The sequence below is a fragment of the Campylobacter sp. 2352 PW genome (assembly GCF_024723575.1).
Taxonomy (GTDB): domain Bacteria; phylum Campylobacterota; class Campylobacteria; order Campylobacterales; family Campylobacteraceae; genus Campylobacter_D.
Genome location: NZ_JANQCX010000003.1, coordinates 93,965 through 109,020 on the forward strand (window position 1 = coordinate 93,965; position 15,056 = coordinate 109,020).

16 protein-coding genes are annotated in these 15,056 nt (G+C 29.6%); 4 read left to right on the top strand and 12 right to left on the bottom strand.

Annotated elements, in window-relative coordinates; all coding sequences use genetic code 11:
• Window positions 1-3 precede the first annotated feature (3 nt).
• From CAMP5121_RS02560 to CAMP5121_RS02575, 4 genes are read left to right on the top strand one after another with little or no spacing between them, the layout of a single operon-like run.
• Window positions 4-2,031: an ATP-dependent helicase gene (locus CAMP5121_RS02560; RefSeq protein ID WP_337214708.1), complete on the top strand. Its 2,028-nt coding sequence runs from the start codon at window positions 4-6 to the stop codon at window positions 2,029-2,031.
• A 54-nt stretch (window positions 2,032-2,085) separates the two neighbouring features.
• Entirely contained in the window at window positions 2,086-2,610 is a 525-nt protein-coding gene (gene tpx, locus CAMP5121_RS02565; protein WP_012661493.1) for a thiol peroxidase, read from the top strand.
• A gap of 39 nt (window positions 2,611-2,649) precedes the next feature.
• A complete protein-coding gene (locus tag CAMP5121_RS02570) occupies window positions 2,650-3,255 on the top strand; it encodes a Crp/Fnr family transcriptional regulator (RefSeq protein WP_263682258.1) in 606 nt (201 codons plus the stop codon).
• A gap of 57 nt (window positions 3,256-3,312) precedes the next feature.
• Window positions 3,313-3,513 carry a YgaP family membrane protein gene (locus tag CAMP5121_RS02575; RefSeq protein ID WP_012661495.1) on the top strand — a complete coding sequence of 67 codons (201 nt, stop codon included), beginning with the start codon at window positions 3,313-3,315 and terminating at the stop codon, window positions 3,511-3,513.
• Here CAMP5121_RS02575 and msrA read toward each other — a convergent pair.
• From msrA to pstB, 12 genes are all read right to left on the bottom strand, one after another.
• Window positions 3,510-4,016, bottom strand: coding sequence for a peptide-methionine (S)-S-oxide reductase MsrA (msrA, locus tag CAMP5121_RS02580; protein ID WP_337214709.1), 507 nt, complete (start codon window positions 4,014-4,016; stop codon window positions 3,510-3,512). The genes CAMP5121_RS02575 and msrA overlap by 4 nt on opposite strands.
• Window positions 4,006-4,371: a hydrogenase maturation nickel metallochaperone HypA/HybF gene (locus CAMP5121_RS02585; RefSeq protein ID WP_039618337.1), complete on the bottom strand. Its 366-nt coding sequence runs from the start codon at window positions 4,369-4,371 to the stop codon at window positions 4,006-4,008. Before CAMP5121_RS02585 ends, msrA begins: the two co-directional genes overlap by 11 nt.
• On the bottom strand, window positions 4,371-5,342 hold the full coding sequence (gene hypE, locus CAMP5121_RS02590; RefSeq protein WP_337205933.1) for a hydrogenase expression/formation protein HypE: 972 nt from the start codon (window positions 5,340-5,342) through the stop codon (window positions 4,371-4,373). Before hypE ends, CAMP5121_RS02585 begins: the two co-directional genes overlap by 1 nt.
• A 1-nt stretch (window position 5,343) precedes the next feature.
• Window positions 5,344-6,435: a hydrogenase formation protein HypD gene (hypD, locus tag CAMP5121_RS02595; RefSeq protein ID WP_337205932.1), complete on the bottom strand. Its 1,092-nt coding sequence runs from the start codon at window positions 6,433-6,435 to the stop codon at window positions 5,344-5,346.
• Window positions 6,422-6,703 carry a HypC/HybG/HupF family hydrogenase formation chaperone gene (locus CAMP5121_RS02600; RefSeq protein WP_039618343.1) on the bottom strand — a complete coding sequence of 94 codons (282 nt, stop codon included), beginning with the start codon at window positions 6,701-6,703 and terminating at the stop codon, window positions 6,422-6,424. Before CAMP5121_RS02600 ends, hypD begins: the two co-directional genes overlap by 14 nt.
• Window positions 6,703-7,437 (bottom strand): hydrogenase nickel incorporation protein HypB, encoded by a 735-nt coding sequence (gene hypB / locus CAMP5121_RS02605; RefSeq protein ID WP_337214710.1) that lies wholly within the window; start codon window positions 7,435-7,437, stop codon window positions 6,703-6,705. The genes CAMP5121_RS02600 and hypB overlap by 1 nt, the downstream gene beginning before the upstream one ends.
• Window positions 7,438-7,500: 63 nt before the next feature.
• Complete coding sequence (hypF, locus tag CAMP5121_RS02610; protein ID WP_337214711.1) at window positions 7,501-9,699, bottom strand: carbamoyltransferase HypF; 2,199 nt, start codon at window positions 9,697-9,699, stop codon at window positions 7,501-7,503.
• Entirely contained in the window at window positions 9,680-11,194 is a 1,515-nt protein-coding gene (locus CAMP5121_RS02615; RefSeq protein WP_337214712.1) for a hypothetical protein, read from the bottom strand. Before CAMP5121_RS02615 ends, hypF begins: the two co-directional genes overlap by 20 nt.
• Before the next feature lie 102 nt (window positions 11,195-11,296).
• The gene (pepE, locus tag CAMP5121_RS02620) at window positions 11,297-12,118 is read right to left on the bottom strand and encodes a dipeptidase PepE (RefSeq protein ID WP_263702637.1); all 822 of its coding nucleotides are present in this window, start codon (window positions 12,116-12,118) and stop codon (window positions 11,297-11,299) included.
• A gap of 73 nt (window positions 12,119-12,191) precedes the next feature.
• On the bottom strand, window positions 12,192-12,857 hold the full coding sequence (locus CAMP5121_RS02625; protein ID WP_263725108.1) for a M48 family metallopeptidase: 666 nt from the start codon (window positions 12,855-12,857) through the stop codon (window positions 12,192-12,194).
• The gene (locus tag CAMP5121_RS02630) at window positions 12,833-14,149 is read right to left on the bottom strand and encodes an MATE family efflux transporter (RefSeq protein ID WP_337214713.1); all 1,317 of its coding nucleotides are present in this window, start codon (window positions 14,147-14,149) and stop codon (window positions 12,833-12,835) included. Before CAMP5121_RS02630 ends, CAMP5121_RS02625 begins: the two co-directional genes overlap by 25 nt.
• A 166-nt stretch (window positions 14,150-14,315) precedes the next feature.
• Window positions 14,316-15,056 (bottom strand): phosphate ABC transporter ATP-binding protein PstB, encoded by a 741-nt coding sequence (pstB, locus tag CAMP5121_RS02635; RefSeq protein ID WP_337214714.1) that lies wholly within the window; start codon window positions 15,054-15,056, stop codon window positions 14,316-14,318.

The window sequence follows — 15,056 nt, forward strand, 5'->3', positions numbered from 1 at the left end:
CTCATGCCCTTATCGCGTTTAAATGAAGAACAATACAAAGCTGCTAGTGCTCCTTTTGGACACAATCTAATCATAGCAAGCGCAGGCACAGGTAAAACTTCAACCATAGTTGCAAGAATAGCCTTTTTGCTTCAAAATGGTATAAAGCCTGAAAAAATTATGCTTTTAACCTTTACAAACAAAGCTAGTAAAGAAATGATAGAAAGACTTGGTAGGTATTTTGATAAAAGCATTACTTCAAAAATCACAGCAGGAACCTTTCATAGTACCGCTTATTCTCTACTTAAAGAATTAAATCATGATATTATTTTAAAACCTGCAAGTGAGCTTAAAATTCTTTTACGTTCCATTTTTGAAAAACGCACTTTTCATCATCTAAGTGATACTAAACCTTATATGCCAAGTTATTTGTATGATGTGTATTCTTTATTTCAAAATACTAATGCAAATTTAGATGAATTTTATAATTGGTTTTGTCAAAATTATGATGAACAAGCTGTTTATGCTGAAATTTATGAAGATATTTTAAAAGAATACGAAGAAGAAAAAGCACGTTTTAATTATGTGGATTTTAATGATTTATTGATCAAATTAAAACATGTTTTAGTTTCACATCATTTTGAATTTGATGAGATTTTAGTAGATGAGTACCAAGATACTAATACTTTACAAGGTTCATTAATTGATGCTTTTAAAAGCAAAAGTTTATTTTGTGTGGGGGATTATGACCAAAGTATTTATGCTTTTAATGGAGCTGATATTTCTATTATAGGAAGTTTTAAAGATAGATTTGTCGATGCAAATATTTTTACTTTAAATAAAAACTATCGTTCTAGTAAAAATATACTTGCGCTGGCTAATAAAGTTATTTTAAACAATGAAAGATTATATCCTAAAGAATTAATTGTAACTAGAGAAGGAGATTTTAAAGCGCCAAGTTTGCTAACTTTTAATGAATTATTTGATCAATACTCTACTATAGCAAAAATAATCTTACAAAGCGGGGTTAATCTTGATGAAATCGCTGTTATTTTTAGAAACAATTCTAGTGCAGATGGAGTAGAAGTTGCCTTAAGAGAACTTGGTATAGCAAGCAAAAGAAAAGGTGGGGGAAGCTTTTTTGAAAGCTTGGAAGTTAAAAACTTTTGCTCTATGCTTGCAATCGTGCTTAATCCAAAAGATATCATGGCTTTTATACATTTACTTGAATACACCAAAGGGGTTGGTGGGGTTTTAGCAAAAGATATTTTTGACGCTTTATTAAAATTAGGACATTCTAGTTTGATTAAAGGTTTTTTAAATCCTGATAGTAGTGTGAGTTTAAAAAAATACAAAAAACAAAGTTACCAACTAGGACTTTTTGATGATATTGAGGAGTTAGCCTCGCCTTCAAGGTTTAACTTAGAAAGTGAATTTAATACCCACCCTATTTTAAGCCTTCCTAAAATCAACGAGCTTTGTGCGAAAAATCTTGAAAAAATTTATCTTTTTATTAAAAATGCAAGCGAGTGTAAGGTTTCAACCCAGCTTGTAAATTTGATCTTAGAAAATGATTATTTTAAAGAAATTTGTGATATTTTAGCAACCAAAAGAGCGACTAATAAAAACTCCAATGTTGATTTAAATAAAAAAAATGAAATTTTAGAAAAAATCAATGCAAAAATGTTTGTATTAAAAGAACTTGCTAAAAATTATAGTGATAATTATAAATATTATAATTTTCTTACTCTTGGTGCTAGTGAAATGAGTAGTGGTAGTGGTGTTAATCTTTTAAGCATACATGCTAGCAAGGGGCTTGAGTTTGAACTTGTATTTGTAATTGATCTTGCACAAGGAAGATTTCCTAATCAAAAACTCATGAGCACGGGTGGAAGTTTGGAAGAAGAAAGAAGGCTTTTTTATGTAGCAGTAACTAGAGCTAAGGATACTTTATACTTAAGCTATGCAAAATATGACAAGATTAAAAAAAGCAATTATCAACCTTCGTGTTTTCTAATCGAAGCAGGTATGTGTAAAGAAGAACAAAAATAAGACTTTATTAATCTTTTTATATTATGATTAATAAAAATCATTCAAGGAGAAAAAATGAATAGTGTATTATTCAAAGGAAATAAAGTAAATCTAAAAGGAAATAACATCCAAGTTGGCGATATGGCTCCAAATATCACCTTAAAAGCTAAAGATCTTTCAGGTGTTGAAATTGCCCCAAAAGGCAAAACTCAAATTATTATCAGCGTACCAAGTCTTGATACTCCAGTATGTGCAACTGAAGCTAGAGAATTTAATAAAAAAGCAGCAGCAAGCGGTGTAGAAGTAATCGTAGTTAGCATGGATTTACCATTTGCTATGGGTCGTTTTTGCTCAACTGAAGGTATAGATAATTTAACTGTTGCAAGTGATTTTGTTTCTAAAGAATTTGGTGAAAAATATGGTGTTTTAATGGCTGATGGTCCACTTGAGGGAATTTTAGCTAGAGCAGTGTTTGTAGTTAAAGATGGTGTGGTTGCTTATAAAGAATTGGTAAATGAAGTAACAGAACTTCCAAATATGCAAGCTTTAGAAAGCTTCTTTGGTCAAAGTTGTGGATGTGGTGGTTGTGGTTGCCACTAAAATTTAAAAGCCTTTTATAGGCTTTTAAAACTTAAAAACATGGAAAATTTTCTTTCTCGTTTTGAAATAGAAAAACAAGATCTCAAACTTATACAAGAGCACTTACAAATAATAAACATTGAAAAAGACTTTAAGGTCAATGATAAATGTTTAGGATTTATAAAAATTTTAAAAGGTGAGCTTAGAGCTTTTATTTTAACCCCAAATGCAAAAGAAATAACACTTTTTCACCTTAAAGAAAATGACGAATGCGTTATTTGCTCTGAGTGTAATATGGATGGCATATCTTATGATGTTTTTATACAAAGTACTCAAAATACAAGTATAGCCATCATCCCCTCAACAATTTTTCAAATTTTAAAAGAAAAATACCCAAAAATTAATAATTATGTTTTAAGTTTAATCACCAAGCGTTTTAATACCTTAATCAAAGTTTTAGAACAAGCTTTATTTATGCCTTTATCTTCTAGAATTTGTGATTTTTTGAAAGAAAATGCTAGCAACAATACTTTAAAAATTACCCATGAAGCTTTAGCTAATCACTTAGGAAGCGCCAGAGAAGCCGTTTCAAGAATTTTAAAAGAATTAGAAAAAGAAGGTAAAATCAAACTTGAAAGATCTAAAATAATACTAATTTCTTTGTAACTTTATCACAGAAATACTTTTAAAATTTATTTATAATATCAACAAAAAGGAGAAATTATGAGTAAATTAGAAAGAGTGCTAAGAATAGCTTTAGCCATAGTGGCGTTTTCTTTAGGAGTTTATTTTTCAACTTGGTGGGGATTATTGGGTTTGATTCCTTTATTAACAGGTATTTTTGCTGTTTGTCCTATAAGAGTACTTAGTGGAAAACAAGCTTGTCCACTTGGGGTTTGCCCTATTTCTAAAAAGAAAAACTAGGAATGATTTGCTAGTTTTTCTAGCTTTGGTGTAATGACAAATCTACAATAAGCTTGGTTGGGATTATTTTTAAAATATTTTTGATGATAATCCTCAGCCTTATAAAATTTTTCTAATTTTAAAACTTGCGTAACTATAGCTTTAGCGTAATATTTTTGTACTTTTTGTAAAAAATTGCTAATAATTTTTAGCTCCTCATTAGTTTGATAAAAAATAACTGATCTATATTGTATCCCCTCATCAGCACCTTGTTTATCTAGGCTTGTTGGATCATGCATTTTGAGAAAAATTTCTAAGATTTTTTCTAATGAAATTTGTTTTTCATTATAAATTATCTTAGCTACTTCTATATTCCCATCACCATTTATCACGCTTTCATAACTTGGATTTGGCTTGCCACCGCTATAACCTACTTCTGTATAAACTACGCCTTTAATTTCATCAAACACAGCTTGAGTACACCAAAAACAACCCGCACCTAAGATAATTTCTTTATTTGTCATTATTTTCTAAATCCTCATTTTCTTTTAAAACAAGTTGCATAAGATAAAGTTCTTCTCCATCTATGATTTTTAGATCTTTATCTTCGCATTTTGGGCACCAAAAGATATTATTTTCAAGCACTCCGCTAAAATGGCATTTTTGACATTCAACTACTACTTCTTGAATATGCATAATAAATTTAGCATTCTTACACAAAGGACTATTTTCTTTAAAAGTTTCAAAGCTTCTTTGTAAAAGTGGAGGTTCAACCCCGCTTAAACGCCCTATTTTAACATGCACTTCTTCAATAACTTTTCCTTGAGCATATTCTTCGCAAAGCTCTAGTAATGATTCTGTAATACTTAACTCATGCATTAGCAAATTCTTGGCAAAAGTTCGCCTTTTGGAGCCTCTAAAATGCGTTTTGCTCCATAAGCATTTTCTAAAACCACTCTTGTTTTTTCATTAGCTGTGATTTCACCTATAATGGCTGCATTAGCATTAAATTGTTTTAAAATCTCTAATACTTTTTGCTCATCTTTTTTATCTACACAAATAATAAAAGTTCCTTCATTTGCAAGTTCATAAGGCTCATACCCAAAAAGCTCACAAACCCCTAAAACTTCGTCACAAACTGGAATTTTTTCTTCGTATATTAAAAGCTCTAAATTACTCAATTTAGACCATTCATTTAAAACCGCACTAAGCCCACCACGCGTAGCATCACGCATTGCTTTTATAGAAATATCTGCATTTAAAAGCGCTAAAACTTCATCTTTTAAGCTTTTGCAATCACTTTGGATATTTGCCTCTAAATTATTTCTTTCAACCAAAACTGCACAACCATGAGCTCCAATATCCCTTGAAACTAAGATGCTACAACCACTTTTTAAGTCTTTGGTATTGATTTTTTGTATATTTTTACCTATACATGAAGTGTTAATATATATTTCATCGCCTTTATTTTTAGGAACAACTTTAGTATCCCCGCAAACTAGTTTTACTCCCGCTTTATCGCATTCTTCTTTTATAGATTTTAGTATAATTTTTAACTTTTCTATCTCAAAACCCTCTTCTAAAATCAAAGCTAGCGATAAATATAGCGGTTTTGCTCCTACCATTAATACATCATTTACGCTACCGCAAACTGCTAATTTTCCTATATTTATATCTTTTAAAAAGATAGGATTTAGTACAAAAGAATCGGTGCTAAAAGCTAAATCATCTAAAATAGCAGCGTCATTTGCTTCTTTTAAAACATCATTTTCAAAAATAGAAAAAATTTCATTTATCAAAGCATTCATTTCTTCGCCACCACCACCGTGGGCTAGAGTAATTTGTTTCATTTTATGCCTTATCTTGATAGTATTTATAATAAGCCGCACAAGCTCCTTCACTAGAAACCATACAGCTACCTATAGGATTTTTTGGAGTGCAAGCTTTTGCAAACACCTTACAATCATAAGGCTTAGCTAAGCCTCTTAAAATTTGACCACAAATACAAGCTTTACTCTCATCTTTACTTTGCACTTTACAATCAAACACTTTGCTAACATCTAAGTGCGCAAATTCATCTTTTAAACAAAGCCCACCATTTACAATCACTCCAAGACCTCTAAATTCAAAATCACAAGGTTTAAAGTATTTTTCCACTAAAGCCTTAGCTTTTAAATTTCCCTCTTTGCTAACCACTCTGTGATATTCATTATAAACTTCAAAAGTATTTGCATTCATTTGCTCTACTATATTTAACACACTAAGCATTATATCAACTGGCTCAAAACCACTCACTGCTATAGGAGTTTTGTATTTTTTAGCAATAGGTTCATAAATGTTTGATCCTGTGATAACACTTACATGAGAAGGTCCTAAAAAGGCATCAATTATTACATTTTTATCTTGCATGATAGTTTCTACTGCGGGTGGAACTAATACATGATTGATATGAAAAAATAAATTTTTTAAATTTAAGGCTATACTTTTTTCTATAATCACCCCACTCATAGGTGTAGTTGTCTCAAAACCTATGGCAAAAAAGATTATATTTTTTTCAGGATTTTTTATGGCTATATCTATCACATCCAAAGGTGTATAAAGTGCTCTAATATCAGCTCCTTTGGCTCTAAGATCAATTAAGCTTTCATAACTTCCTGGCACTTTAAGCATATCGCCTAATACACAAAAGATAGTATTTGGCATACTTGCAAGCTTTAAAGCCACATCAATACGCTCTCTTGGCATAACACACACGGGACAGCCTGGGCCATGAACAAAATTAATTTCTTTTGGTAATAAATCAGGCAAACCAAATTTCATAATACTATGCGTATGTCCACCGCAAATTTCCATGATATTAATAGGCTTAGTAATTTTAGAAGCAATAAGTTCTTTTAGGGCTAAAATTCTTTCTTTATCTCTAAAATCATTAATTAAATCCATTTTTTAGCCCCATATCGCCTTCATTTTCATCGATTTGCCCATTTTGCATTTTCTCTGCTATATCTGTATAAATTTTTAAACTCTCTTGTGCAGCTTGAGTGTCGATTTTTTCCATAGCAAAACCCACATGTATAAGCACATAATCGCCTACCTTTAAAGGCTCGCTTATCAAGTCTAAACTCACCCTTCTTTTAACCCCTAAAGTTTCTACTATGGCTGAATTTAGCTCATCAATTTCTAAAATTTTAGAAGGTATAGAAAGACACATTAGTTAAACTCCTTTTTCATTTTTAGATAATTTATCCAAAGATCAAACCCTGTTTTTGTTTTGCTATCTAAAATCATAATATCTATTTTAGGATTTAGCCTTTTAGCAGCCATAGAAGCTGCTTTAAAATCAAAGTCAAAATGCTGAGCTAAATCGGCTTTAGTAATGACTAATAAATCAGCCTTTCTAAACATCACTGGATATTTTTCTACCTTATCGCTACCTTCTGTTACTGAAAGTAAAACTACATTTAAATGCTCGCCTAAATCATAACTTGCAGGACATACTAAATTTCCCACATTTTCAACAAATACTATATCAAGCTCACTAAGTTTGAAATGATGTAAAGCTTCATGCACCATAAAGGCATCTAAATGGCAAGTTTGTCCTGTGGTGATTTGATGAGCTAAGCCTCCTGCTTTGATAATGCGATTTGCATCATTATTAGTTTCTAAATCCCCTTCAACCACGGCTATTTTTAAATCATCTTTTAAAGTTTTTATAGTTTCTTCTAAAAGTGTTGTTTTACCGCTTCCTGGAGAACTCATTAGATTAATACAAAGAGTATTATACTCATTAAAATGCTCTCTATTATGAGCTGCTTGATGATCATTTTTTGATAAAATTTTACTAATAACATTAATAGTTTTTTCATCTTTTAAAGCTGGATTTTCATGATGGTGATCATGATGATGTTCATGTCCATTAATAGAACAGCCACAATCTTTACACATAATCTTTCCTTTATATTTTTATTTTATTGTATATAAAAAAGTATTAAAAAAATATGAGTTTTATTAAGTTTTTAAAGATAAATAATGCACAAGCTGCCCAAGCGCAATAGAGCTATCATTGCAAGGAAATTGTAAAGAAGTTTTATAAGTGAATTTTTTTCGATCTAAAATTTCAAGTAAGGTTTTATTTTGAAATACCCCACCACACAAAAGCACTTCTTCTTTAAAATCTTTTGAATATTCTATAATTAAATTTGCAATGCCATTAAGCAAACCTGTGCTAATTTTAACCTTATCTTTATCTTCTAAAGCTTGTAAAAAAGCATTTTTAAAGCAAATTTCTTTTTCTTGGATATCAAATTTGTAACTATAATCAAGATTTTTATCATGGTATTTTTCCATCAAAAGTCCAATTTGTGCTTCATAATCAAGCTTTTGTATATCAAAAGCAAAAGCGCCAAAAGCATCAATAATCCTACCAAGAGAACTCGTATATAAAGAGCTTTGAGTGTGAATTTTTTTAAGATTATTTAATTTTACTTGAGAAAATTTAGCTAAAAACTCGCTAGCTTTGTTTTCTAAATTAAAATCAAAAATCAAAGCTAAAGCTAAATTTGTGATATTTTTAATATCTGCATTAATTAGTTTGAAATTTTTAAAATGATTTAACCTTTCATAGTTTTTTAAATTCGCTCTAAAAATCTCACCACCCCAAATTTTTCCATCATCTCCATAACCTGTTCCATCAAAAACAAAAGCTAAAACATCATTTTTGTAAATTTTGTGTTCAAATAAACAAGCACACAAATGTGCATAGTGATGTTGCACGCGAAAATTTTTATAATTTTTAAATTCTTTTACATAGTTAAATTGTGGGTGTTTATCGCTTAAAATCTGATCAAAATTTAGTTTATAAGAGTTTTGAAAGAAAGTTAAAATTTTAAAAAATCTCTCTTGTATGTCTAAATTTTTCATATCGCCTATATAAGGAGAAATGAAAATTTGATTTTTAAAAAAACAAGCAAATTCGTTTTTTAACTCACTTCCTAGAGCTAGAATATTTTCTTTTGCATTAAAAATATCTGCTGTATTGATATAAAGTGGGTTAAGACCCCTTGAAGTCCTTAAAAACATTACTTCTTTACCAATAACTTGAGCAATGCTATCATCGCTTGAATTGTGTATTGCTCTATCATAATCAAGATAAAAATCAAATACATCACTAAGTTGCTCTAAAAGTTTTGTTTCTTCATAAATAATGCTTTGTGAGCTTAAATTAGCACTTGTTGCAATGATAGGTTTTTTAAAATGTTCAAAAAGCATTAAATGCGTTCCCATATAAGCTAACATAATGCCTATTTTATTGGTATCTGGTGCTAAGCTTTTATGGATATTTTTGCTATTTAAAATAACTATGGGTTTTAAATTTGAAGTTAAAAGTTTTGCTTCAGCTTCATTAATAAAAGCTAATTCTTGAGCCATTTTAAGATCTTTTACCATAATAGCAAAAGGCTTTTTAGGGCGATTTTTGCGTATTCTAAGTTCATTTATAGCATTTTCATTTGTGCTATCACAAATTAAATGAAACCCACCCATACCTTTAAAAGCTATGATTTTACCTTCTTCTAAAAGTTTTGCAAGCAAAATGAAAGATTTTTCATCTTTGGCTAAAATATTTTGACTTTTATCTTTTAAAAAGATAGTAATTTTACATTTTGGGCATGAGAGTGGTTGAGCATGAAAGCGACGATTAGTAGGATCATCATACTCGCTTTGACAAAAAGAACACATTTTAAACTCATCCATAGTCGTATTAGCTCTATCATATGGGAGTTTTTTTATAATAGAAAATCTTGGCCCACAATTTGTACAAGTGATGAAAGGGTATTTAAAACGTGGATTTTTCTCATCATAAAATTCATTATAGCAATCATCACAAAGGGCAAAATCACTCAAAATTGGACTAAATTTTTCACTATCTTGTGAAGTACTTATACTAAATTCATTATAAGTTTTTTGAAGTTTTTTATAAGAAAAATTAAAATCATCTATCCTAGCTAAAGGTGGTAAATTAGCAAAAAGTTTTTCTTTAAAAATTTCTAATTCATCATTGCTACACTCAAGGATTATAACAACGCCTAAGCTATTATTATAAACTTCACCTTTTAAATTAAACTCTTTAGCTATATTAAAAACAAAAGGACGAAAGCCAACGCCTTGCACTAGTCCTTTAATATGAATTTCATATCCAAAGTGGGACATCACTTAACTTAAAAAATGGTATGTGTTTAAATACATTTTTACCAAGGCTTTTGTGCTCAAACAAGCTTCCACTAAGCACGGCACAATCAACTTGTTCTTTAGCTTTTAAATCATCAAATAAATCTCTTAAAAAATACGCCAAACTCTCAACAACACCTAAGGCTATGATTTGATTTTCTACTCCAGCAAGCTTAAAACTCATCACGCTTCTTAAGGTCTTAGTGTAATCAAATTCTTTTTGCTCATTAAGCTTAAAATCTATCCTAACACCTTTTGCCATTTTACTCTCATCTGCTAAAGCTAAAAGCGCTAATGCAGCACTTTGCACATCTTCATCAAGCTCTAAGATCATCCCTACCATGCCAAAAAGATTAAAAAAATTATTAGCCATATTTAGTTCTTTTCGCACTAGGGTAAATTCTTTTTCATAATTAGCTAGTAATCTCTTAGCAACATCATCTTGATTTATAGTTTCATAAAATTCATCAAAGCTTTTTGGCAAGCAAAGTTTTAAAAGATTTAGCTCTTTATCAAGTAAGATAATATCATCATATTTTTTACTAAGTTCTAAAAGCAAAGGCTTTTTGTCTTTAAAATCAGACAATATACAAGAAATTCTTGCGAAATTTTTATCCTCTTTTTGAAAAATCAAATTTTTAAACTCAGGTAAAATATAATCATAACCCCTGCAAACTACTAGCTCATTTTCGATTAAAGCCACTTCAAAATCATCCTCAAAATGTTCTAGCTTTTTAAAATTTAAAAACTTAATTCCTTCTTTTTCAAGCTCAAAACATAAGGCAAACAAGAAAAGATTATCGTATATTTTTATTTTAAAATACTCATGATTTAATTGATGATTTTGTCTAAAAATAGCATTAAATTTAAGCTTCATTAGAGGTTTTTCAACCCCTGCTAAGATTTTCAACTGCTCGTTATTGCAGGAAAAAAATACATTGATATGCTTTGGATCACTTGGCATTAAAAAATCATCTAATACTTCATTAAAAATTTCAAAAGTATATACTCCTTTTGAGCTTTTAAAATATATTTTTTCTTTATTTTTTAATTTTTCCAAGGCTTTTTTTAAATTATCGCAGAAATTTTCTTTAGTGATTTTTATAAAATCTTCTCCTATCTTAAACTCTTCTTCTACAAAAACACCCCATTCATTTTCTACAAGCTCGCCATTAGTATAAGCATTTGCATTGAGTCTTGTTAAAAAACTTCTTTTGGTGAAAGTTTTTTCTTTTTTTATAGGTGTAAAATCTTCTTCTATAACTTTTAAGTCAAATTTGTTTAAAAAAACACTATGGCTGATATTTTCTAAATTAGAACAAAAGGCTTGAATTTCATCTTTTTCACCTTTAATTTTAATGATGATTTTTTCATCTTTTTGCTCATAATCATACACATAATCTTTAGCATAATAAGCTAACAAATATTCAAAAATATCGTTTTTAGATTTATAATCAAAAGTAATTTCTAAAAGCAAGTTAAAAACCTTAAAATTAAATTTTTTTAAAGCATAAATATAACAATTTTAATTCTAAGGAAAGCTTAAACAAGCTATCTAAAATATAGATAGCTTATCATTTTAGTAGTTAAATTCAGAACCGATAGCGATTTTTTGAATTTCTTTTTTGTTTTCAAGTTTTAAAAGTGGAGCATTTTTATCCATACCTAAAACTTTTGCTTTTTTGCCATCAAGTAATAATGCAACACCTTCAGGCAAAGCATAAACAACTACTTTAGGATTAACAATCAAAAACTCTTCTAATCTTTCCTCACGACTTTCACCATTATGTCCTACTGGCTTACCTGAGATAAAATGTGGATTGATTTGATGAGGGAAGATATTAAAAGTGTTGAATGATTTTGGTTCAACTATAGGCATATCATTAGTTGTCATCATAGTTGCACCTGCTACATTTGAACCTGCTGACCAGCCAACATAAGGTACACCCTCACTTACTCTTTTTGCAATGAGTTCAACTAGGTTATTATTGTAAAGTTGATTTACAAGTTCAAAAGTATTTCCGCCCCCTACAAAAATCGCATCAGCACTTTTAACAATATCAACAGCATTACCTCTATGCACACTAATTATTTGAAGTCCTAAACTTTCTAAGGCTTTAGCAACTTGTGCTTCATACTGTTCATAAGTTTTTCTAACACCTGCATAAGGTATAAATGCTACTTTTTTGCCTTTTAAGTTATTTTTTTCAACAAATTCTTTAAGCCAAGGTAAAGCATGGTTTAAATATCCAGTGTCTTTATAGCCTGAACTTGAGAGCAATAAAGCTTTTTGCTTATCTTTTGGAAAATTAACTACATCATTAGCATTTAAAGCCACACCGCTAAAAAGCATAGCAGCTAAACCAAGAGCACCTACTTTTAACAAATTTCTTCTTTTCATTGTTTTTCCTTTAAAAGATATTTAAAAACAATTTATTTTAATAAATGATTTTTTAAATTAAAATAAATTTTTGTTAAAAAATAAGACTTTTTAGAAAAACCTCTCTTGTCTTGTAATCAGGCATTAATTTATGTAAAAAATCATAAAATTCTTTTTGATGATGTGGGTAGATTAAATGTGTAAGTTCATGCAAAATCACATATTCTATAGCTTTTATAGGTTTTTGCATGAGTTTTAAATTTAAGTTTATATATGCTTTTTGATGATTGCAAGAACCCCATCTTGAAATCATTTCTTTAATACAAATTCTTTGTACCTTTCTCTTGTGGATAAATTGCCATTTTTTTATAAAATACTCAAAAATCACCCTAGCACTACGCCTTAAGAAAAGATCTAAGGCTTTTTGATTTTTTGCAAAAATTTTATCTTTTTTTATAAGAACCTTTTTATGATTTTCGTTAAAAACTAGCTTGTATTTTTTACCTAAAAAATACAATTCATCACTTGCTAAAACTACTCTTTTTAAAGAAAGTTCTTTTTCTTTGGCTCTAATCCAACTTTCATTTTTTTCTAAAAATCTTAAAACATCTCTTTGCTCATAATATAGCGGTATACTAAGCTTGAAAGTTAAATCCCTATCTACCCTAAGTCTTAAGTATTTAAGTTTTTTCTTTTCAAAAGCAAAACGAAATTCTTTAAATTCTAAAATTCCTTTTATACTAGTGCTTTGCCTTGCCATTTTTTACTTTTCCATCTATATGAATTGACTATACCGCGTAAAAACTCATCTGCACAAAAACCTACCCAAACTCCTAAAATTCCAAGTCCAGCATAAAAACAAAGCACATAACCAACCGGTAAAGAAACTCCAAGCATAAATACCACTCCACTTAAAAACGGAAACCTCGCATCACCACTTGCTCTTAGCGAATTCACCATGACTATATTAAAAGTTCTTGAGATTTCTAAGAATATTGAAAGAGTAAAAAGTGGTATCATAAGTTCTTTTAAACTTTCTTCAAGCTTTACTACACCCATGGTAAAATCTTGCAAAACATAATTAAGTAAAGCCACAAAAGCACTTGCAACCACGCTAAAATACAAAGCTATCCAAGTATGTTTATAAGCTACATTTAAGTATTTTGCACCAACTAATTTACCTATGATAATCTCATTTGCCACGCTTATAGCTTGCCCTACTAGCATGATAAGTAAAGAAATTTGAAAATAAATCGTTTGAACACTTAAATTTTCTTTACCTAAACTTGCTACAAAAGCAAAAGCTATAGTGTATTGTATAAACCATATCAAATGCTCTCCTGCTGCAAAACCACCGATATTAAAAATCTTTTTAAGTACCACTTTTTCAAGGTTTATCATCTCTTTAATTTTAAGATGAATTTTGAGCTTAAAACTAAGTATTGCTATAAGCATACTAAAGGCTACCAAACGCCCAAGTATATTACTAAGCCCTACTCCAAAAAGCTCTAGCTTAGTAAAATGCAATACATAAAAATTTCCTATAAATATCACAACATTCATCAATAAGGTAGTAAACATAACCCAATAAGCCATATTATACACCCTAATAATAGCAGCCAAAACTATACCCATAGCATCAAAAAACAAACAAATTCCAAGCATATGCAAGTAAATTTCACTGTCTTTTAAAAGTTCATTTGGAATTTGCAAAAGATAGAGCAAAAACTCTCCATGCCATAAAATCAAACTTCCACACACAAAACCAAGCAAGGCATTTAAAAATAAACTTTGATGAATTGCTTTTCTTGCTAGAGTGTAATCTTTAGCCCCTAAAGCTTGGGCAATCACTACACTACAACCCACACTTAAAAAACTAAAAATAATGATAAATAAATCTGCTACTTGATTACCTGCACCCATAGCTCCAACTAAAAAGTTAGAATACTGCGAAACCATAACGGTGTTGATAATCAAAGAAAAATATCTTAAAAACATTTCAAGTAATATAGGCATACTAAGATGTTTAAGTGAAAGTTGTTTGCTTGCCATGAATACTCTTTTTGATAATAATCTTTTGAAAGTAAAAAGTAATTTTACTTAAAAATTACTTTTTTAAAGATAAATATATTTTTAATTATACTGATTTTAAGAATAAACAAATATATTTTAGAAATTTTGATTAATTATATCATCAAAAATTCTAAATAAATAAAAATTATCCAAAAGCTCCATTTAAATAAGCTTTTGTTTTTTCTTCTTTAGGATTTTCAAAAAATTCTTTACTTTCTCCAAATTCTACAAGCTCTCCTAAATGAAAAAACGCAGTATAATCAGCCACGCGCTTAGCTTGTTGCATGTTATGTGTTACCATGATCATGGAAAGATTATGACTTAATTCCTTAACAAGCTCTTCTATAATGCTTGAAGATATAGGATCAAGTGCAGAAGTTGGTTCATCTAAAAGTAATAATTTTGGCTTTATAGCCAAAGCTCTTGCAATACAAAGGCGTTGTTGCTGACCACCTGAAAGTGCTAGAGCATTTTGTTTTAGTTTATCTTTTACTTCCTCAAAAAGACCCACTTTTTTAAGACAATCTTCCACTAAAGCATCTTCTTCATCTTTATTTTTGATCATCCCATGAAGTTTTGGAGCATAAGAAATATTATCATAAATGCTTTTTACAAAAACATTAGGTTGTTGAAATACCATTCCGACTTTTTTTCTAAGCACAACTAAATCTTGATTTTTAACATCTTTTCCATCAATCTCAACAAGACCATCGATTTTTGCTATTTTGTCATTCATCCTATTAAAACAACGCAAAAATGTGGATTTTCCACAGCCTGAAGCACCTATTAAAGCTGTGATTTTATTTTTTTGAATTTCCATATTTATATCAAACAAAGCCTGTTTTTTACCATAAAATAAATTTAAATTTGTTGTTTTTGCTATCAT

Coding starts and splice junctions, on each gene's coding strand:
- CAMP5121_RS02560 (WP_337214708.1), top strand. CDS start 4: ATGCCCTTATCGCGTTTAAATGAAGAACAATACAAAGCTGCTAGTGCT.
- tpx (WP_012661493.1), top strand. CDS start 2,086: ATGAATAGTGTATTATTCAAAGGAAATAAAGTAAATCTAAAAGGAAAT.
- CAMP5121_RS02570 (WP_263682258.1), top strand. CDS start 2,650: ATGGAAAATTTTCTTTCTCGTTTTGAAATAGAAAAACAAGATCTCAAA.
- CAMP5121_RS02575 (WP_012661495.1), top strand. CDS start 3,313: ATGAGTAAATTAGAAAGAGTGCTAAGAATAGCTTTAGCCATAGTGGCG.
- msrA (WP_337214709.1), bottom strand. CDS start 4,016: ATGACAAATAAAGAAATTATCTTAGGTGCGGGTTGTTTTTGGTGTACT.
- CAMP5121_RS02585 (WP_039618337.1), bottom strand. CDS start 4,371: ATGCATGAGTTAAGTATTACAGAATCATTACTAGAGCTTTGCGAAGAA.
- hypE (WP_337205933.1), bottom strand. CDS start 5,342: ATGAAACAAATTACTCTAGCCCACGGTGGTGGTGGCGAAGAAATGAAT.
- hypD (WP_337205932.1), bottom strand. CDS start 6,435: ATGGATTTAATTAATGATTTTAGAGATAAAGAAAGAATTTTAGCCCTA.
- CAMP5121_RS02600 (WP_039618343.1), bottom strand. CDS start 6,703: ATGTGTCTTTCTATACCTTCTAAAATTTTAGAAATTGATGAGCTAAAT.
- hypB (WP_337214710.1), bottom strand. CDS start 7,437: ATGTGTAAAGATTGTGGCTGTTCTATTAATGGACATGAACATCATCAT.
- hypF (WP_337214711.1), bottom strand. CDS start 9,699: ATGTCCCACTTTGGATATGAAATTCATATTAAAGGACTAGTGCAAGGC.
- pepE (WP_263702637.1), bottom strand. CDS start 12,118: ATGAAAAGAAGAAATTTGTTAAAAGTAGGTGCTCTTGGTTTAGCTGCT.
- CAMP5121_RS02625 (WP_263725108.1), bottom strand. CDS start 12,857: ATGGCAAGGCAAAGCACTAGTATAAAAGGAATTTTAGAATTTAAAGAA.
- CAMP5121_RS02630 (WP_337214713.1), bottom strand. CDS start 14,149: ATGGCAAGCAAACAACTTTCACTTAAACATCTTAGTATGCCTATATTA.
- pstB (WP_337214714.1), bottom strand. CDS start 15,056: ATGATAGCAAAAACAACAAATTTAAATTTATTTTATGGTAAAAAACAG.